The organism is Isoalcanivorax indicus (assembly GCF_003259185.1).
Classification (GTDB): Bacteria; Pseudomonadota; Gammaproteobacteria; order Pseudomonadales; family Alcanivoracaceae; genus Isoalcanivorax; species Isoalcanivorax indicus.
In genome coordinates this window covers 592,996-610,679 of the sequence record NZ_QGMP01000001.1, presented here as the reverse complement: position 1 = coordinate 610,679, position 17,684 = coordinate 592,996, and the positions used below count along the sequence as shown (strand labels likewise).

The window sequence follows — 17,684 nt, the reverse complement described above, 5'->3', positions numbered from 1 at the left end:
GAAACCCCTGTCTGCTCAGCGAATGCGCGCGCAGATTTCTTCCGGCTTGAAGAAATAGCCGATCTCGCGCTCGGCGGAAGCGGCCGAGTCGGAACCGTGCACGGCATTCTCGTCAATGCTCACAGCGAAGTCGGCACGAATAGTGCCTGCCGCCGCTTCTTTCGGGTTGGTGGCGCCCATCAGTTCACGATTCTTGCTGATCGCGTCTTCACCTTCCAGTACCTGCACCACCACCGGACCACTGGTCATGAAGGCCACCAGGTCGCCAAAGAAGGGACGCTCCTTGTGCTCGGCGTAGAAGCCTTCCGCCTGCTCCTGGCTCAGTTGCACCATTTTCAGGGCAACCAGACGCAGGCCGGCGTTCTCGAAGCGGGACTCGATCTGACCAATCACATTCTTGGCCACGGCATCGGGTTTGATGATGGAAAGGGTACGCTCAACAGCCATCGGACTCTTAACTCCACATGATTTCGGGGTGGTTCGTGAGGCGCAGGATTATACGCATGCGGGGCGAAATATGATACCGTTCGCCCGCGCCGCCACCGGGGCCGCCCGACAGGGTGTTAGCGGGCGCTCACATGGAGCCAGCATGGAGCACGCCACCCCCACCCCAGTGGAGACCATCGGGATTTTCAATCGTTCCGGCGATGGCATATAATACCCGACCGTTTTACTCTGGTATTCATGGTGGCACACGCCGCCGCCCCAGCACAGGTCATCAGCAAAGGTCACGCCTATGACGAGCCAAGCCGAACTCGACAAGCTGATCCGCAGCGACTACGCGGCAGGTTTTGTCTCCGCGATCGAATCGGACACGCTGCCCCCGGGGTTGAGCGAGGACGTGATCCGTTTCATCTCCGGCAAGAAAGGCGAGCCGGCATGGCTGCTGGAGTGGCGCCTGCAGGCCTACCAAAAGTGGCTGAACATGCCGCTGCCTACCTGGGCACACCTGAAGCATCCGCCGCTGGACTTCGACGAGGTCTCCTACTATTCCGCCCCCAAGAGCATGGAAGACCGTCCCAAGAGCCTGGACGAGGTCGACCCGGAGCTGCTGCGCACCTACGAGAAGCTGGGCATTCCCCTGCACGAGCAGGAAATGCTCGCCGGCGTGGCAGTCGATGCCGTATTCGACTCGGTATCCGTGGGCACCACCTTCCGGGCCAAGCTGATGGAGGCCGGGGTCATTTTCTGCTCCATCTCCGAGGCGGTGCATGAGTACCCGGAGCTGATCAAGCAGTATCTGGGCAGCGTCGTGCCCCAGGGCGACAACTTCTATGCCGCCCTCAACTCGGCGGTGTTCTCCGACGGTTCTTTTGTCTATATCCCCAAGGGCGTGCGCTGCCCGATGGAGCTGTCCACCTACTTCCGTATCAACGAAGCCAAGACCGGCCAGTTCGAGCGCACCCTGATCGTCGCCGACGAAGGCAGCTACGTCAGCTACCTGGAAGGCTGCACGGCGCCGATGCGCGACGAGAACCAGCTGCATGCTGCGGTGGTCGAGCTGGTGGCCCTGCCCGGTGCCCAGATCAAGTACTCCACGGTGCAGAACTGGTACCCCGGCGACGAGAACGGCAAGGGCGGCATCTACAACTTCGTCACCAAGCGCGGCGTGGCCCACGAGAACAGCAAGATCTCCTGGACCCAGGTGGAGACCGGTTCCGCGATCACCTGGAAGTACCCCAGCGTGATCCTGCGCGGCGACAACAGCATCGGCGAATTCTATTCCGTGGCCCTGACCCGCCACATGCAGCAGGCGGACACCGGCACCAAGATGATCCACCTGGGCAAGAACACGAAGAGCACCATCATCTCCAAGGGCATTTCCGCCGGTCGCAGCAGCAACAGCTACCGTGGCCTGGTGCGCATCAGCCCGCGCGCGGAAAACGCCCGCAACTTCACCCAGTGTGACTCCCTGCTGCTGGGCGACGCCTGCGGCGCCCACACGTTTCCTTATATAGAGAGCCGCAACCGCTCGGCGACCATCGAGCACGAGGCCACCACCTCCAAGGTGTCCGACGATCAGCTGTTCCTCTGCCGCAACCGGGGCATCGACCCGGAGAAGGCGGTATCGATGATCGTCAACGGCTTCTGCAAGGAAGTGTTCAAGGAATTGCCCATGGAGTTTGCGGTGGAAGCCGGCAAGCTGCTGGAAGTCAGTCTCGAAGGGGCTGTCGGGTAACCCCTACCAACCGAAAGGCGTAGATATTGATGCTGGAAATCAAGGACCTGCACGCCAGTGTGGCGGGCAAAGACATCCTCAAGGGCCTCAACCTGACGGTCAAGGCTGGCGAAGTGCATGCCATCATGGGCCCCAACGGCTCCGGCAAGAGCACCCTGACCAATGTCCTGGCTGGCCGTGACGGCTATGAAATCACCGGCGGCCAGGCGCTGGTCGACGGCCGCGACATCAGCGAGCTGGACCCGGAAGCGCGCGCCCATGCCGGCCTGTTTCTGGCGTTCCAGTACCCGGTGGAAATTCCCGGCGTCAGCAACCTCGAATTCCTCAAGGCCTCGCTGGAGGCCACCCGCAAGGCACAGGGCAAGGAGCCCTGGGATGCCGTGACCCTGTTGAAGAAAGCCCGCGAGGTCAGCAAGCAGGTGGATCTGGACCCGCAATTCCTCAAGCGGGGTGTCAACGAGGGCTTCTCCGGCGGCGAAAAGAAGCGCAACGAAATCATGCAGATGCTGCTGCTGGAGCCCAAGCTCGCCCTGCTGGACGAAACCGACTCCGGCCTGGATATCGACGCCCTGCAGGTGGTGGCGCGCGGCGTCAATTCCCTGCGCAGTCCGGAACGCGCCATCGTGCTGGTGACCCACTATCAGCGCCTGCTGGACTATATCGTGCCGGATCATGTGCATGTGCTGGCCGGTGGCCGCATCGTCAAATCCGGCGGCAAGGAGCTGGCGCTGGAGCTGGAAAAGAAAGGCTACGGCTGGATCACCGGAGAGCAGGAGGACGCCACCGCATGAGCGCTTCCGCAACCCGCTCCGCGCCCCTCGCTGAACCGCTCGCCGTTACCCTGGCAGCCCAGGCCATTGCGCTGGCCAACGCGGCAGCGCGCGACGACGCGCTGGCGGCATGGCGCGAGCAGGCGCGCAAGCAGCTTGCCGATAACGTGTTCCCGGACAAGCGCACCGAGCAGTGGAAGTACACGCGTCTGACCGCCCTGGACAACGGCCATCTGGCCCACAGCGCAGCGGCGGCCAGCGAAAAGGATCTGCCGTTTGACCTGCCGGCGCCGCTGGCGCCCCATCGTCTGGTGCTGATAAACGGGCGCTACCAGCCCGGGCTGTCCAACCCGCCAGCGGAAGGCCTTCGCCTGACCCGCCTGGACGGCAGCGAAAATGCCCCTCTGACCGTCATCGACGACAGCCTGCGCACACCCTTTGCCTGGCTCAACAGCGCCGCACTGGAAGATGGCCTGGTACTCACGGTGCCCGACGGCGTTACCCTGGATGCCCCCATCGAAGTGCTGCTGGTCAGCTGCGGCGATACGCCCTCGGTATGCCATCCCCGGTTGCGCCTGCATGTCGGCGCTGGCAGTCGCGCCACCCTGATCGAGCGCTATATCGGTACTGGCGCCGTGCTTACCAATGCCGTCACCGAGCTGTTCAGCGGTATCGGCGGTGATCTGGTGCATTACCGTCTGCAGGCTGAAGCCCCCGAGGCACTGCATATCGGCACGCTGGTCATCAATCCGGGGCGCGACAGCCGCGCCCACAGTTTCCAGCTGATGCAGGGCAGCGCATTGCGCCGCAATGACGTGCGTGTGCTGCTGGATGGCAGCGGCGCCCATGTCGGTCTGAATGGCATCTTTGTCGGCCAGGGCAAGACCCATACCGACAACCAGATCTGCGTCGAACACCGTACTCCCCACGCCAGCAGCGAGCAGGTGTTCAAGGGGATGGCAGGCGACCAGGCGAAGCTGGTCTTCAACGGCCGCATCCATATCTTCGAAGGTGCGCGCGGCACCCGTGCCGAGTTGAGCAACAAGAACCTGCTATTGACCGACGGCGCCGAAATCAACACCAAGCCGGAACTGGAAATTTACAACGACGACGTCAAGTGCAGCCATGGCTCCACCTGCGGGCAACTGGATGCCCAGGCGCTGTTCTATCTGCGCTCTCGCGGCATACCTGGTGACGAAGCGAAACGCATGCTGGCCTTCGGCTTTGTCAACGAATTGCTCAGCGCCCTGCCTGACGCCGCCGTGGCCGAGTGGGCCCGCCCCTGGCTGGAAGGCGCGCTGACGGTCACGGAGAAGCCATGACAGGCACTCGGATGACAGGCACTCTGGATCTGGCCACCCTGCGCGCCGAGTTCCCGATCCTGGCCGAGCGGCCGTATGGCAAGCCGCTGGTGTATCTGGACAACGCTGCGACCACGCAGAAGCCGCGCGCCGTCATCGACGCGCTGGCCGCCTACTATGAGCACGACAACAGCAACGTGCATCGTGGCGCGCACTGCCTGGCGGAGCGCGCCACGGCCGCTTTCGAGGACGCGCGTGAGAAAGTCGCGTCACTGATCAATGCCAGCCGCGAGGAAGTCATCTGGACCCGTGGCACCACGGAAGCTATCAATCTTGTGGCGCACAGCTATGGTGGCGACACGCTCAAGCCAGGCGATGAGGTGGTTATCTCCAGTCTGGAGCATCACGCCAATATCGTGCCCTGGCAGCAAGTGTGTGCACGCACCGGCGCCACGCTGAAAGTCATTCCCCTGCATCCTTCGCACAACGGTGAGCTCGACCTGTCCCGTCTCGAGGACATCATTACCGAGCGCACCCGCATACTGGCGCTGGTGCAGGTCTCCAATGCGCTGGGCGTCATCAATCCGGTGGCGGCACTGATTGCCCGGGCCCGTGCGGTGGGGGCAAAAGTGCTGCTCGACGGCGCGCAGGCGATATCGCATTTCCCGGTAGATGTGCAGGCGCTGGACTGTGACTTTTATGCCTTCTCTGCACACAAGCTGTTCGGCCCCACCGGGGTCGGCGTGCTCTACGGCCGCAAGGCCCTGCTGGAAGCCATGCCGCCGTGGCAGACCGGCGGCGAGATGATCGAGACGGTGACCTTCGAGGCCAGCACCTGGAACCAGTTGCCCTACAAGTTCGAGGCCGGCACACCGCATATTGGTGGCGTAATCGCCTTTGGTGCGGCCATTGACTGGCTCAACCAGCAGGACCGCGCTGCCATGGCGGCCCACGAGGCGGACCTGCTGCACTATGCGACCGAGCAGGCGCGCGCCTTTCCGGGCTTGAAAATCATCGGGGACGCCCCGACCAAGATAGCAGTGTTATCCTTTCTTCTGGAGGGCAGCCATCCGAATGACGTCGGCACGCTGCTCGACCAGCAGGGCGTTGCCGTGCGCACCGGCCACCACTGCACCATGCCGCTGATGAACGCTCTGGGCATCCCCGGCACGGTGCGAGCGGCCTTTGCGCCCTACAACACCCGCGCAGAGGTAGATCAGCTTTTCGCGGCGCTGGAAAAAGTCCGGCGCTTCCTATGAACCAGGCAGGCGTGACAGAGAGCAGGCTATGACTTCCGTACAGACCTATGTACCCGGATCGCCCCGAATCGCCATGACGAGCAGCGCCGAACAGCAGGCCCGTCGTGAACTGCTGCGCGAAAAAGCGCGCGGGCTGCGCCTGGGTGTCAAACCGTCCGGGTGCTCCGGCTACAAATATGTGCTGGAGTATGTGCATGCCCCTGCGCCGGGCGATCATGAGGTGACCATCACCGATGACGTGCGCGTCTATGTGGACGACAAGAGTCTGCCACTGGTCAACGGCACCGAAATCGACTACGTCACCGAAGGCGTGAACCGCTTTTTCAAGTTCCGCAACCCGAACGCCGAAGGCGAGTGCGGCTGCGGTGAAAGCTTCTCTGTGAGCGTCTGATCGCCATGAGCCAACAGGAACAGCGCACCGTCGTCGTCAACCGCGACGTAGCGGCTCGCCGCGTGCCCGCCGGCACGCCGGTGACCATACCGAAAAACAGTTTCGTCAATCTGCGCCAGGCACTGGGTGGCACCTTTACCGTCACCTGGAACGGCAACATGCTGCGCATTGACGGCACCGACGCCGACGCCATCGGCCAACAGCCCCTTGAACTGACCTTCGAACCTGCCGAGACCGACGGCAGTGTGCGCATGAGCGATGTGGAGCGCACCCTCGATACCATTTTCGATCCGGAAATCCCGGTCAGCATCCAGTCACTGGGTCTGGTATATGGTGTGGACGTCATCCAGCGCGATGGCAAGAACATCGTGCAGGTGCGCATGACCCTCACCGCCCCGACCTGCGGCATGGGGCCGGTACTGGTCAGTGACGTGGAATATCGTCTTGCGCGCGTTCCGAATGTGGACGCAGTAGAAGTCGCGCTGGTATTCGATCCGCCCTGGAGCCGCGACATGATCAGCGAGGAGGCCCAGGTCGAACTGGGTATCTTCTGACGAGTAAGCCTTGATGAATGAGTCGTTGCAACCGCTGGAACAGCTGGCACTGGGCCAGGACATCACCGCCGAAGACGTGGTGGACAACCTGTCGTTCTTTGACGATTGGGAAGAGCGCTACGGCTACATCATCGATCTGGGCAAACAGTTGCCCCCCCTGCCTGATGCCCTGAAAACGGATGACCGTTTCATTCGCGGTTGCCAGAGTCAGGTATGGCTGGAAATCCAGCACGACAGCAGCGAGAACCGCATGCATATGGCGGTAGACAGCGACGCCCTGATCGTGCGCGGGCTGGCCGCCATTGTACTGGCCGCCCTGAACCACAAGACCCCGCAGCAGATTGTCGACTACGACATGAACACCTACTTCACCGCGATTGATCTGCTCAAGCATCTGAGCCCCACACGCGGTAACGGCGTCCGCGCCATGGTCAGTCGCATTCAGGAAGAAGCCCGCCGCCGCCTGTAACACGGCGCGGGCTGATCGGTCAGGTCGCGTTTCCGTTACTCGGCGTCCAGCTCCAGCACACCGAGAATGGACCAGGCGAAATCCAGTTTCAGCTTGCCTTCAAACACAGCGTCGTCCAGCGACATGTAGAAATCCGCGGCATAGGGCTTTTCCCGATTCGCACCGCCATCCGCGCTGTAATCCACCTTCGGGTCGTAGAACGCCAGCCCATGGCACGTCATGCAGTTGGTCTGCACGCCATACTCCATCAACTGATCACCGTTGATCGGACGCTTGATCTGGAACACACCCGGATCGAAACCGGCTTCCAGGTGCGGGTTATAGGAGATCACCGGCTCACCTTCATTCTTGCCGCCGATGATCGGCTGTGCCGGTGAGACCATGGCATAACCCACGCTCATCGCATAGTGACGGGCCGCCTCATCCAGCACTGCAGGCCGCAAGCTGGCGATCCTTTCACTGCTGGGCAACTCAGGCTGATCCGCATTGGCCGACCACCAGAAGGTCTGCCAGGCCCAGCGCTTCACCTCACGCGTGCCGACGTGCATGCCGACCAGAATGACGTAATCCCCTTCGCTGACCTTGACGCTCAACTGTGCCGCCAGATATTCCGCATCGGCCGCCGTGACCGGATGATGGATGAAATTGCTCAGGTAGAAGGTGTTGCTGGCGTTACGGCCCGAGCAGCCCTGATCTATCTCGCTGCCACCGCTGCCGCTGCCGTTGACGTCAATGTAGACGCAGGCATTCCAGGTGTCTTCGCCGAAAGTTCTGGCCGGCGAGGGTGTGCCAGGCCAGCCCGGCATAGTGTAAATGCCATCTTGCGTGTTGCTGGCATTGATCACCTTGTACACCGGCTTGATGGTAATGGCGTTACTGGGGAAGTTGGGAATTTCCTCATAGCCTTCCTTGAGAAAAGTCTCCAGCGTGCTTTGCAGGAACAGGCGATTGCGAATCGCATGATTGGCCGCTGGCGGGTTATAGGCCACGGATACCGCAATATGCGTGTCGCCATCCCCCTGTGCTTGCGCCTGGCTCGCCAGATGCGCCTTGTTGCGGAACTGGCGAGCAGGCTCCAGATCCAGATGGCGCTGCGGCGGCGCCGTTTCGTTCTTCATCCGGTACTTCATGTTGGAGGGCGTCGCCCAGGTCTGGAACGCGCGCACCGGCTGACCGTCCACCACACCGGCTTGCTGCGTCAGCCCGGCCCAGATACCCCAGCCATGCCGATACATGGCCTCATCATCACCGCCATAGACCCAGTTGTTGATGGTGCGCTCGGATTGAGGAAACACAAACGAGGCATCGACGCGCGGCAGATCAGGAATGCAGATCAGACTGCCATCGATATTGCCGATATCACCACCCTGAACAATACGACCAAGACAGTTGCTGACACCGTACAGGGATGCCTGGGTCGTGTTGCCCGAAAGCGTCTTGCAGGACGCTGTCAGCACGTCATTACTGAGGGAGGCATTGTTACAGGAAAGCTGCCATGAACCTGGCGGCAACGACAGGCTGGCCTGTTGCGCCAGCGGCTGTTTTTCAGAGACGGTTTGCTTGTCGCTATCGGCGCCGTCCGTGCAGGCTGCCAGCGCCAGAGCAGCGGCAACACACAAGGCAGCGTCGCGGAGACGCGAAAAGGTAACAGGCATTGGAGACCCCCATGTCATGATTATTATCCATTTTTTGAAAGGTATTATTCCGGCTTCACATTTCCGGAATATGCCGACAGTGTCAGAGGATATTTTTTCTTTCAACAAAAAAATAAAAGTGATATCAGCCTGATATCATATTCAGGCCGCCCGCATTGGCGACCAAAGTCCATTTCTAACGGCGGCCATGACGCTCTATAATGGCGTTTTGCCATTACCCGTTTATTGACACCGCAAGGAATCTCTTTCATGCCCGGCCCGCATCGCAACACCTGGCACCCACCTCTGCGTGACCACGCATGAGCGCACTCTGGCTGGTTCTGATCTGCCTGGGCGCCGGCGTTGTCGTCGCACGGCTCAGGCATCCCGAAGGGCTGTCGCTGTCGCTCAACTGGTGGATGCTGTATATCGCCCTGCCCGCACTGGTGCTGGACCAGATCACCCGTCTGGCCTGGTCACCGAGCATGCTGTTCCCGGCAGCCGCCATGTGGGGGGTCTTCCTCGGCGCCTGGGCGCTGATCGCGCTGGTGGGCCGCTGGCGCGGCTGGACGCGCGGCCAGATCGGCGCGCTGGTGCTGACCTGCGGCCTGGGCAACACCGCCTTTGTCGGCTACCCGCTAGTGGAAGCCCTGCGCGGCACAGACAGTCTGGGCACCGCCGTGATCGCCGATCAGCTCGGCTCGTTTCTGGTGTTGTCCTCGCTGGGCGTGATGGTCGCCGCGCTGTATGCGGGCCAGCATATTGCTCCCCGGCAACTGGCCAAACGCGTGCTGCTGTTTCCGGCCTTTATCGCCCTGATGGCGGCTTTTGCACTACGCGGCCTGGGCGGCTTGCCGGCCCCCCTGGCTGAGGTCGCTGCACGCCTGGGCTCCACACTGACGCCTTTGGCGTTATTTTCGGTGGGCATGCAGCTGAAACTGACCATGCCGGGCAATGAGGCCGAGCCCATGGCCTGGGGGCTGGGCTGGAAGCTGCTGTTGGCCCCGTTGCTGATCTGGGGTCTGGCGACAAGTCTGAATGTGACCGGGGATGCGCTGTCCATCGCTGTACTGCAGGGTGCCATGGCCCCCATGATCACCGCGGGCATCCTGGCCCAGCAGCACGGGCTGGCGCCGGGACTGGCCAGCCGCATTGTCGGCATCGGTATTGTGCTGTCACTGATTACCGTGCCGCTGTTCAATCATGTATTGCCCTGAGCACAGCAGCCCCTTGTGACCAAGGGGCTGCTGTCGAGTATCACGGACGCATCAACGTACGTGATGCACGGCTCGTCAGGCGCGTTGCCGCTGGCGTGATCACGCCATCTGCATCCACATCGAACAGCGATACACCACCGGAGAAGCCGCTATCATTGCTGTCGTCGTTCACAAACCATGACACAGCGGCCTGCAGCTGCTCGCCCTGACGGGTCAGCACAACCGAGCGATACTCGATATCACGCCCATCCGGGTCCTGCATATCGAATACATCAAGCTCAGTGATATCGTTACCGTCAAAAGACAGGGTCGTCACACGGTTACGACCTACTACAACCAGCCTGTTCCGTGCATTGTTGATAGCAACATCCCGCGCACCTCGCTGTCCTGCGTCATAACCATCCACCAGCACCGGCGCCAATGGCTCATCCAGATGGAAGATTCGAACGTGGCGGTTTTCTTCCGTCGTCAGCAGCAGGTCCGATGCGCCTTCACCACCGGCAAGCACCTGGGTCCCGTTTCCACCTGCACCATTGAATTCAAAGCTGATAATGTCGTCGCTGACATCAAGAACGTTGCTGCCGTTGTACACCAGCGCCGCCTGCGGATGCATTGCCAGACCATGCAGCCGCACGTCACTCTGGTCCCCCTCGGAAAGGAAAGTCAGCGCACCGGTGAGGGGATTAATGGCAAATATCATGAGCAGATCAAAGTCATCATCCTGCAGGTAAAGGCGGGAGCCGTCCGGGGATATCACACCACTGACAATGGCACAGGCGCCGTGCTGCCCTTCGATCCCTACATCATTCTGCGCACAGCTGATGTCCAGCTGCGACTCGTCAAAGGTGAATACCCGCGAGATATGACGCAGGCGCTTCGGCTGGATTTCAAACAAGTCAACGCGAGCGTTGCCCCAGCAGCCCAGTTCCGCCACACCACAATCGTTGAACGATGTGACATAGACCCACGGCCTGGAGGGATGCGGAATCATTGCAAAGATCGTGTGCTCGGGAAGAAAACCTGACACAGGAAAACCATCATTACCCGGCACCGACGCTGAACGCACCTGGGAAAGCGTGGTATTCTCACCACTCCCCTCGATCGTCAATGCCCGCAAGGTCGCCCCGTCAGCAATGATGAGGTCAGATGACTTCGCCGAAGAAGAGCCGCCGCAGGCGCTCAGGGATAAACTGATGAACACTACAAGAAGGGCAGCCACGTTGGGCCGCTTTACGATAGACATTTCCCCACCCCAGAAAGTTTGATCAGGTTATTTGCATTGACAGGCTGCCAAACCCTGCGGAAGAGCACGGCCCCGCAGCCGTCATCGCCGTCACGGACGTGACAGCGCTATCATTTTCCTCTCCCGGCATGGCCGTCAAGGTGAAAGCGCCCGGCGGTCGTGAAGGCCAGAGGGACATCAGCCCCGCAATCTGGCGAGGGTTTCTGTGAGGTGGGCAAGGGCGCTGCTGATCTGCGCCTCGGAGGTATAGCGCCCCACGGAGAAACGCAGCGAGGCGTGGGCCAGGGCATCGCTGACGCCCATGGCCTTGAGGACATAAGACGGCTCGAGGGAGGCCGAGGTGCAGGCCGATCCGGTCGACACGGCAATCTCGGACAGGGCCGTCAACAGCAACTCGCCATCCAGCCCTTCGAACGCCACGTTGAGGTGACCCGGCAGCCGGGCCTCGGGATGGCCGTTAAGGTGCACGCCGCCCAACGCCTGCAGGCCCTCCCAAAGTCGATCACGCAACGCACGAATACGGATGTTGTCGCTGTCCATCTTCTCGCTGGCAACGGCGCAGGCAGCGCCAAATCCCGCCAACTGATGCGTGGCCAGGGTGCCGGAGCGCATGCCGCGTTCGTGCCCGCCGCCGTGTATCTGGGCTTCCAGCACCACGCCCGGCGCGCGGCGCACATAGAGCGCGCCAACACCTTTGGGGCCATACAGTTTATGAGCGGAGAAGGACATCAGGTCGACGGGCAGCTGCGACAGATCTATCGGCAGTTTGCCCAGGGTCTGGGCGGCATCCACATGCACCAGGATGCCCTCACCCCGCGCCCGCGCCGCACTGGCCTCGCGGCAGATCTGGCCGAGGGCGGCGATATCATGGATCACCCCGGTTTCATTGTTGGCATGCATGAACGACACCAGCGTGGTGTCCTCCCGCAGGGCACCCCGCAATGCAGCAGGTTCCAGCCGTCCATCGGCCGACGGCGTGAGCAAGGTCACCTCGAACCCCTGACGCGCCAGCCAGGCGAGGGTGTCCAGCACCGCCTTGTGCTCGGTGGCCACCGACACGATATGCCGCCCCAGTTTGCTGCGTGCCTGCATCGCACCTTTCAAGGCCAGGTTGTTGGCTTCGGTGGCGCCACTGGTCCAGACGATTTCGCGGGGGTCAGCGTGAATCAGATCAGCCACCTGGCGGCGCGCCCTCTCGACCGCGTCCTCGGCCTGCCAGCCGTACAGATGGGAACGGGACGCTGGATTGGCGAACAGACCATCCTGACCCAGGCAACCGGCCATGACTTCAATCACGGCCGGGTCCACCGGGGTGGTGGCGGCATAATCCAGATAGACAGGTTTCATGCGGGCTTCAGCAATGGCTTGTTCAGTTAATAACGCTAAGCGGCACGCGTTCCTGCTCATGCTGGCGTTGGCGGCGTTTCTGACGCTCCGCCACCTGGCGCACATCGGCGCGGTCCACCAGGTCCCCCAGTGAAATGCCGTTGAGGAAGCTGTGCAGCTGATCGGACAGATCACACCACAGGTAGTGGGTCAGGCAGGTCTCGCCGTCCTGACAATCCCCCAGACCCGCGCAACGGGTGGCGTCCACGGACTCGTCCACCGCGTCGATCACACTGGCCACACTGATGGAGGCGCTTTCGGCGCTCAACTGATAGCCACCACCCGGCCCGCGCACACTGGACACCAGTTTGCGCCGCCGCAGCTTGGCAAACAGCTGCTCCAGATAGGAAATGGAAATGCCCTGGCGCTCTGAAATATCCGCCAGGGAAACCGGCCCGCTACGGGCATGCAGTGCCAGATCCAGCATCGCCGTGACCGCATAACGGCCCTTGGTAGTGAGTCGCATCACCGCACCTCAATCACCTCAAGCCTTGGGAGGTTACTAATCCCGAGTATTTTGGTCAAGTATTACTGTCTGTGCCGTCCCGGCGCGGCGGGTGCGCCATGTCCGGCCCCGCATCCGCACCATCCACCGCGTCGAAATCGGCATCGTTCAGCTCTGGCAGCTTCTCGTCGCAACCCCGGATGCCCTGCTCGCGCAGCGCACTGCACATACGGTCGATCTTGGTATCCACAGCGTGCATGTGATCCAGCAGGCTGCGGATCGCCTGCGCCACCGGGTCGGGCATGTCGTTGGTCACGCCGTAGGCCTCGAAGCCGATCTTGCGCGCCATTTCTTCCCGGTTTTTCTCCTCTTCCGTGTTCGCCTTGGCAATCACCCGGCCCGGAATACCCACGACCGTGGCCCCGGCAGGCACCTCCTTGGTCACCACCGAGTTGGAGCCGATGCGAGCGCCCTTGCCGACACGGATCGGCCCCAGCACCTTGGCGCCAGCACCCACCACCACGCCATCCTCCAGCGTCGGGTGGCGCTTGCCCTTGTTCCAGCTGGTGCCGCCCAGGGTCACACTGTGATAGAGCGTCACGTCATCGCCCACCTCTGCCGTCTCACCAATGACCACGCCCATGCCGTGATCGATGAAGAACCGCCGGCCGATACGCGCCCCCGGATGAATCTCGATACCCGTGGCCCATCGGCTGAAGGTCGATATCAGTCGTGCCAACAGCTTCATGCCGCGACGCCAGCACCAGTGCGCCAGCCGGTGCAGCAGCAGTGCATGCAGGCCGGGATAGGTGAGCAGCACCTCCAGGCTGTTGCGGGCCGCCGGATCACGATCGAACACCGAGCGGATGTCTTCCCGTATGCTGTCGAACATATCAATCTCGCTTCTTTTCCAGGCTCACCAGCACACCACGCAGGGTGCTGATTTCCATCTTGTCCGGCCGCGCACGCAGGAACAGCCGCCGCAATCGCGTCATGACCTGAGCCGGGTTATCAGGGTCCAGGAAGCCGCTTTCAATGATCATGCGCTCCAGGTGCCCGAAAAAATGCTCCAGCTCGGCGCTGTCCGCCGGCGGCGCATCCCAGTCCAGCGGCGGCAGCTCCAGTTGATGGCGACGCGCCCGCCGCACCGGCTGGTCGGTGTCCGGATCCCCCTCCAGGGCCAAGCGCAGTTCATAGCACAACAGCTGCACCGCCGAGGCCACATTCAACACACCATAGTCAGGGTTGGCCGGAATCGCCACATGGTAGTGGCAGCGCTGCAACTCCTCGTTGGTCAGCCCCCGATCTTCGCGACCGAACAGGATCGCCACCTGCTCCACATCGGCCCGCGCCGCCACCAGTTCGGCAAACGGGCGCGGTGACAGGCACGGCCAGGGAATACGCCGCTGCCGGGCGCTGGTGCCCACCACCAGGGTCGCGCCCGCCAACGCCTCGTCCAGGTCCTGGCAGACCTGCGCCCCGGCCAGAATATGGCCGGCGCCACTGGCTCGTGCCGTGGCCTCCACGTGGGGAAACTGCTGCGGCCGAATCAGGCGCAGATCACTGAGCCCCATGGTATGCATCGCCCGGGCCGCCGCCCCGATGTTGCCGGGGTGGGTCGTCTCCACCATGACGATACGAATCTTGTCGAGCAGCGAGTCGGGCATGATCGTGTGGGTCCATCAGTCAGTTCAGGTCAGAAGGCCGCATAGTCTAGTCGTTGCGCGTGCCACTGCCCATGGCCGGGTGCCTTCTGTTACACTGCGCACCTCCCACGTTCTTTAAAAGATGCACAACGCCTATGCTCGCCCCGCACGTGAATATTGCCCTGCGCGCCGCCCGCCAGGCCGGCCAGTTGATCCGCCGCGCTGCTGAAGATGTCCAGCACCTGAAGGTGGAGAAAAAAGGCCTCAATGACTATGTCAGCGAGGTGGACCGCGCCGCCGAAGCGCGCATCATCGACGTGTTGCAGAAGGCCTACCCCCGCTACGGCATCCTGGCCGAAGAAAGCGGTGAGATCGCCGGCCAAGGCGAAGACGCCCGCTGGCAGTGGATCATCGACCCGCTGGACGGCACCACCAACTTCCTGCACGGTTTCCCGCAGTTCGCGGTGTCCATTGCCCTCGCCTGCGACGGCAAGATCGAGCATGGCGTGATCTATGACCCCCTGCGCGAAGAAGAATTTACCGCCAGCCGCGGCCGCGGCGCGGCCGTAAACGGTCGCCGCCTGCGTGTCGCCCCACGCGCCACCCTGGACGGCGCCCTGATCGGCACCGGCTTCCCGTTCCGCAAGGACCAGGCCCAGCACGTCGAGGCCTATATGAAGATGCTCCAGGACATCATGAGTCATACCGCCGGCCTGCGCCGCGCCGGCTCCGCCGCACTGGATCTGGCCTGGGTCGCCGCCGGGCGCATGGACGGCTTCTGGGAAATCGGTTTGCAGGAGTGGGACATGGCCGCTGGCAGCCTCCTGATTACCGAGGCGGGCGGCCTGGTGGGTGATCTCACCGGCGGCCACAAGCACCTGAAAAGCGGCCATATCGTCGGTGGCAATCCCAAGATATTCAAGGCGCTGCTACAGAAGCTCCAGCCCCACCTGACCGACGCCCTGCGCCGCTGAGCCGCGATGGCCACGGCCTGCCCGCTCTGTCAGCATCCGGCCCCGGCGCATTTCGCCAGGGCCGAACTGATGGGGCGCCAGGTCGACTACCTGCGCTGCCCCGGCTGCCGCCTCACCTTCCTCACCCCTGACGCCCTGCCCGACCTCGCCACCGAGCGCGAGCAATACGACCTGCACCGCAACGATCCCGCCGACAGCGGCTACCGGACTTTCCTGGATCGCCTGGCGGGCCCCATGCAGGCGGAATTACCCGCCGGTGCCGAGGGCCTGGATTTCGGCAGCGGGCCCGGCCCTACCCTGTCACTGATGCTGACAGAGCGCGGCTTTCCCTGTGCCCACTACGACCCCCTGTATGCCCCCGACCCGGCGCGACTGACGCGCCAGTACGACTTCATTACCTGCACGGAAGTCGTCGAGCATTTCCACACCCCGGGGGACAGCTTCGCCCTGCTGGATCGCCTGCTGCGCCCCGGCGGCGTGCTGGGCATCATGACCAGCTGGCTGATGAACGACGCCACCTTCGCGCACTGGCATTACCGCCGCGACCCGACCCACGTCTGCTTCTACAAACCGGCGACCTTCCAGTGGTGGGCCCAGACACATGGCTATGACGTAATGCTCCCCGCGACCAATATCGTGCTGCTCCGGAAGCTGGCAGGGAGCCTTTAACCGGGCTGCACGTGACGGCCCTCGGAGGGCACGATCACCAAACCCGTAACGAAAAAACCACCCTTTCGGGTGGTTTTCTCAAGAACAGCCAGCTCGCAACGGCCATTATTCCATATTGCGGCTGTAGAAAATCTCCAGCATTTCCTTGCGCAACCGCGCCTTGATATCTTCCAGCTCATCAGCATTGAACTCATCCGAGCCTGCACCAAACAGATAGTTCTCGATATCAAAGTCCTTCAGCAGCATCTTCGTATGGAAGATATTCTCCTGATACACGTTCACATCAATCATCTGGTACGCATTCTGCGTATCTTCCGTCAGGAAGTTCTGGATCGAATTGATATCGTGATCGATATAGTGCTTGGTGCCATCCACATCACGGGTCATGCCCCGCACCCGGTAATCGATCGTGACGATATCCGAGTCGAAGCTGTGAATCAGATAGTTCAGCGCCCGCAGCGGTGAAATCACACCACAGGTCGAGACGTCCACATCCACACGGAAAGTGGAAATACCATTATCCGGATGCGACTCCGGATAGGTATGCACCGTCACATGACTCTTGTCCAGGTGCGCCACGATGGTATCCGGCAACGGACCCGGTGCCTCTTCATCGAAGTCGGGATCCGTCGGTGGGCTTTCATGCTCGGCGATCAGCATGGTCACACTGGCGCCCTGCGGCTCATAGTCTTCGCGAGCAACATTCAGGACGTTGGCACCAACGATCTTGGTGACGTTGGTGAGGATTTCGGTCAGACGCTCGGCGTTGTAGAGCTCATCGATATACTCGATGTACTCCTTGCGGTGCTGCTCGGTCTTCGCATAGCTGATATCGAAGATATTGAAGCTCAGCGACTTGGTCAGATTATTGAAGCCGTGCAGCCGGATTTTCGGGTTGGGATCTTTCACCTCGGTCTACCTTTCCTCTGCGTGACGCAGTCTGTCATTACCGGAAACCGGCGCTGCCGGCAGGTCTGGAGAACACCATACCCCGCTGCGCCAGTCTGTTAAACCCCGCCAGTGGTACCACCGGGGCCATTACACCTGCATGTCAATCTCGTAACTGTGGCTGATGTCCACCCCGCCGCGCGCCAGCATGATGGACGCGGAGCAGTATTTCTCCGCCGACAGTTCGACCGCCCGACGCACCTGATTCTCCTTCAGGTTATTGCCGCTGACCACGAAATGCAGGTGGATGCGGGTGAAAACAGCAGGGACTTCGTCTTCTGCCCTTTCTGCCTCCATCTCGCAACGGCAGTCGGTGACGTCCTGGCGAGCCTTGCGCAGGATATGCACCACATCGAACGACGAGCAGCCGCCCAGACCCAGCAACAGGGTTTCCATGGGCCGCGGACCGCGGTTTTCACCGCCATGGTCCTCAGGGCCGTCCATCAGCACGCGATGTCCGGTGCCGGATTCACCCTCGAAGCAGGCCGCGCCCTGCCAGCGTATCACTGCCTTCATTACCGTCTTCCGTTGCCCGTTGCATGACCCGTGGCCGCTCACCCGCCCGATGACCGCAGCATCGACAGGGGGCGCGCAGATTA

At 61.9% G+C, this 17,684-nt stretch carries 19 protein-coding genes; 10 read left to right on the top strand and 9 right to left on the bottom strand.

Going from position 1 to position 17,684, the window contains the following annotated elements; all coding sequences use genetic code 11:
- Window positions 1-15 precede the first annotated feature (15 nt).
- Window positions 16-447 carry a nucleoside-diphosphate kinase gene (gene ndk / locus DKW65_RS02820; RefSeq protein ID WP_111655835.1) on the bottom strand — a complete coding sequence of 144 codons (432 nt, stop codon included), beginning with the start codon at window positions 445-447 and terminating at the stop codon, window positions 16-18.
- A gap of 289 nt (window positions 448-736) precedes the next feature.
- Between ndk and sufB the strand changes: the two genes are divergently transcribed.
- From sufB to DKW65_RS02785, 7 genes are read left to right on the top strand one after another with little or no spacing between them, the layout of a single operon-like run.
- Window positions 737-2,179, top strand: coding sequence for a Fe-S cluster assembly protein SufB (gene sufB, locus DKW65_RS02815; RefSeq protein ID WP_111655834.1), 1,443 nt, complete (start codon window positions 737-739; stop codon window positions 2,177-2,179).
- Between the two features lie 29 nt (window positions 2,180-2,208).
- Window positions 2,209-2,970, top strand: a complete 762-nt coding sequence (sufC, locus tag DKW65_RS02810; protein ID WP_111655833.1) for a Fe-S cluster assembly ATPase SufC — start codon at window positions 2,209-2,211, stop codon at window positions 2,968-2,970.
- Window positions 2,967-4,271 (top strand): Fe-S cluster assembly protein SufD, encoded by a 1,305-nt coding sequence (gene sufD, locus DKW65_RS02805; protein ID WP_111655832.1) that lies wholly within the window; start codon window positions 2,967-2,969, stop codon window positions 4,269-4,271. The genes sufC and sufD overlap by 4 nt, the downstream gene beginning before the upstream one ends.
- Window positions 4,268-5,509 (top strand): aminotransferase class V-fold PLP-dependent enzyme, encoded by a 1,242-nt coding sequence (locus tag DKW65_RS02800; protein ID WP_281271649.1) that lies wholly within the window; start codon window positions 4,268-4,270, stop codon window positions 5,507-5,509. Before sufD ends, DKW65_RS02800 begins: the two co-directional genes overlap by 4 nt.
- 28 nt (window positions 5,510-5,537) lie before the next feature.
- Window positions 5,538-5,900, top strand: a complete 363-nt coding sequence (locus tag DKW65_RS02795; protein ID WP_162925663.1) for a HesB/IscA family protein — start codon at window positions 5,538-5,540, stop codon at window positions 5,898-5,900.
- A gap of 5 nt (window positions 5,901-5,905) precedes the next feature.
- Window positions 5,906-6,454 (top strand): putative Fe-S cluster assembly protein SufT, encoded by a 549-nt coding sequence (gene sufT / locus DKW65_RS02790; protein ID WP_111655829.1) that lies wholly within the window; start codon window positions 5,906-5,908, stop codon window positions 6,452-6,454.
- A 13-nt stretch (window positions 6,455-6,467) separates the two neighbouring features.
- A complete protein-coding gene (locus DKW65_RS02785) occupies window positions 6,468-6,923 on the top strand; it encodes a SufE family protein (protein WP_111655828.1) in 456 nt (151 codons plus the stop codon).
- A gap of 35 nt (window positions 6,924-6,958) precedes the next feature.
- Here DKW65_RS02785 and DKW65_RS02780 read toward each other — a convergent pair whose 3' ends face one another.
- Complete coding sequence (locus DKW65_RS02780) at window positions 6,959-8,578, bottom strand: hypothetical protein (protein WP_111655827.1); 1,620 nt, start codon at window positions 8,576-8,578, stop codon at window positions 6,959-6,961.
- Between the two features lie 299 nt (window positions 8,579-8,877).
- On the opposite strand from DKW65_RS02780, the gene DKW65_RS02775 reads away from it, so the two are divergent.
- Window positions 8,878-9,774 (top strand): AEC family transporter, encoded by an 897-nt coding sequence (locus tag DKW65_RS02775; RefSeq protein ID WP_111655826.1) that lies wholly within the window; start codon window positions 8,878-8,880, stop codon window positions 9,772-9,774.
- Window positions 9,775-9,814: 40 nt separating this feature from the next.
- Here the strand turns inward: DKW65_RS02775 and DKW65_RS02770 are convergent, their stop codons facing one another.
- The 5 genes from DKW65_RS02770 to DKW65_RS02750 all read right to left on the bottom strand — a co-directional run bounded on the left by DKW65_RS02770 (window position 9,815) and on the right by DKW65_RS02750 (window position 14,503).
- Window positions 9,815-11,017, bottom strand: a complete 1,203-nt coding sequence (locus tag DKW65_RS02770) for a lactonase family protein (protein WP_162925662.1) — start codon at window positions 11,015-11,017, stop codon at window positions 9,815-9,817.
- Window positions 11,018-11,194: 177 nt separating this feature from the next.
- Entirely contained in the window at window positions 11,195-12,364 is a 1,170-nt protein-coding gene (locus DKW65_RS02765; RefSeq protein WP_111655824.1) for an aminotransferase class V-fold PLP-dependent enzyme, read from the bottom strand.
- 22 nt (window positions 12,365-12,386) lie between these two features.
- Window positions 12,387-12,869: a Fe-S cluster assembly transcriptional regulator IscR gene (gene iscR / locus DKW65_RS02760; protein ID WP_111655823.1), complete on the bottom strand. Its 483-nt coding sequence runs from the start codon at window positions 12,867-12,869 to the stop codon at window positions 12,387-12,389.
- A 55-nt stretch (window positions 12,870-12,924) separates the two neighbouring features.
- Window positions 12,925-13,740 (bottom strand): serine O-acetyltransferase, encoded by an 816-nt coding sequence (cysE, locus tag DKW65_RS02755; protein ID WP_111655822.1) that lies wholly within the window; start codon window positions 13,738-13,740, stop codon window positions 12,925-12,927.
- A 1-nt stretch (window position 13,741) separates the two neighbouring features.
- Window positions 13,742-14,503 carry an RNA methyltransferase gene (locus tag DKW65_RS02750; RefSeq protein WP_111657489.1) on the bottom strand — a complete coding sequence of 254 codons (762 nt, stop codon included), beginning with the start codon at window positions 14,501-14,503 and terminating at the stop codon, window positions 13,742-13,744.
- A 146-nt stretch (window positions 14,504-14,649) separates the two neighbouring features.
- Here DKW65_RS02750 and DKW65_RS02745 point away from each other — a divergent pair, with 146 nt between their 5' ends.
- Together DKW65_RS02745 and DKW65_RS02740 are read left to right on the top strand one after the other, a co-directional pair.
- Entirely contained in the window at window positions 14,650-15,468 is an 819-nt protein-coding gene (locus tag DKW65_RS02745; RefSeq protein WP_111655821.1) for an inositol monophosphatase family protein, read from the top strand.
- 6 nt (window positions 15,469-15,474) lie between these two features.
- Window positions 15,475-16,137, top strand: a complete 663-nt coding sequence (locus DKW65_RS02740; RefSeq protein ID WP_111655820.1) for a class I SAM-dependent methyltransferase — start codon at window positions 15,475-15,477, stop codon at window positions 16,135-16,137.
- Window positions 16,138-16,242: 105 nt separating this feature from the next.
- Here DKW65_RS02740 and speD read toward each other — a convergent pair whose 3' ends face one another.
- Both speD and DKW65_RS02730 read right to left on the bottom strand, forming a co-directional pair.
- On the bottom strand, window positions 16,243-17,046 hold the full coding sequence (speD, locus tag DKW65_RS02735; RefSeq protein WP_111655819.1) for an adenosylmethionine decarboxylase: 804 nt from the start codon (window positions 17,044-17,046) through the stop codon (window positions 16,243-16,245).
- A gap of 129 nt (window positions 17,047-17,175) precedes the next feature.
- Window positions 17,176-17,601 (bottom strand): OsmC family protein, encoded by a 426-nt coding sequence (locus tag DKW65_RS02730; protein ID WP_111655818.1) that lies wholly within the window; start codon window positions 17,599-17,601, stop codon window positions 17,176-17,178.
- Window positions 17,602-17,684 lie beyond the last annotated feature (83 nt).

What these genes read in the sequence shown, in the direction of transcription:
- ndk (WP_111655835.1), bottom strand. Translation starts at nt 447, where the DNA reads ATGGCTGTTGAGCGTACCCTTTCCATCATCAAACCCGATGCCGTGGCC.
- sufB (WP_111655834.1), top strand. Translation starts at nt 737, where the DNA reads ATGACGAGCCAAGCCGAACTCGACAAGCTGATCCGCAGCGACTACGCG.
- sufC (WP_111655833.1), top strand. Translation starts at nt 2,209, where the DNA reads ATGCTGGAAATCAAGGACCTGCACGCCAGTGTGGCGGGCAAAGACATC.
- sufD (WP_111655832.1), top strand. Translation starts at nt 2,967, where the DNA reads ATGAGCGCTTCCGCAACCCGCTCCGCGCCCCTCGCTGAACCGCTCGCC.
- DKW65_RS02800 (WP_281271649.1), top strand. Translation starts at nt 4,268, where the DNA reads ATGACAGGCACTCGGATGACAGGCACTCTGGATCTGGCCACCCTGCGC.
- DKW65_RS02795 (WP_162925663.1), top strand. Translation starts at nt 5,538, where the DNA reads ATGACTTCCGTACAGACCTATGTACCCGGATCGCCCCGAATCGCCATG.
- sufT (WP_111655829.1), top strand. Translation starts at nt 5,906, where the DNA reads ATGAGCCAACAGGAACAGCGCACCGTCGTCGTCAACCGCGACGTAGCG.
- DKW65_RS02785 (WP_111655828.1), top strand. Translation starts at nt 6,468, where the DNA reads ATGAATGAGTCGTTGCAACCGCTGGAACAGCTGGCACTGGGCCAGGAC.
- DKW65_RS02780 (WP_111655827.1), bottom strand. Translation starts at nt 8,578, where the DNA reads ATGCCTGTTACCTTTTCGCGTCTCCGCGACGCTGCCTTGTGTGTTGCC.
- DKW65_RS02775 (WP_111655826.1), top strand. Translation starts at nt 8,878, where the DNA reads ATGAGCGCACTCTGGCTGGTTCTGATCTGCCTGGGCGCCGGCGTTGTC.
- DKW65_RS02770 (WP_162925662.1), bottom strand. Translation starts at nt 11,017, where the DNA reads ATGTCTATCGTAAAGCGGCCCAACGTGGCTGCCCTTCTTGTAGTGTTC.
- DKW65_RS02765 (WP_111655824.1), bottom strand. Translation starts at nt 12,364, where the DNA reads ATGAAACCTGTCTATCTGGATTATGCCGCCACCACCCCGGTGGACCCG.
- iscR (WP_111655823.1), bottom strand. Translation starts at nt 12,869, where the DNA reads ATGCGACTCACTACCAAGGGCCGTTATGCGGTCACGGCGATGCTGGAT.
- cysE (WP_111655822.1), bottom strand. Translation starts at nt 13,740, where the DNA reads ATGTTCGACAGCATACGGGAAGACATCCGCTCGGTGTTCGATCGTGAT.
- DKW65_RS02745 (WP_111655821.1), top strand. Translation starts at nt 14,650, where the DNA reads ATGCTCGCCCCGCACGTGAATATTGCCCTGCGCGCCGCCCGCCAGGCC.
- DKW65_RS02740 (WP_111655820.1), top strand. Translation starts at nt 15,475, where the DNA reads ATGGCCACGGCCTGCCCGCTCTGTCAGCATCCGGCCCCGGCGCATTTC.
- DKW65_RS02730 (WP_111655818.1), bottom strand. Translation starts at nt 17,601, where the DNA reads ATGAAGGCAGTGATACGCTGGCAGGGCGCGGCCTGCTTCGAGGGTGAA.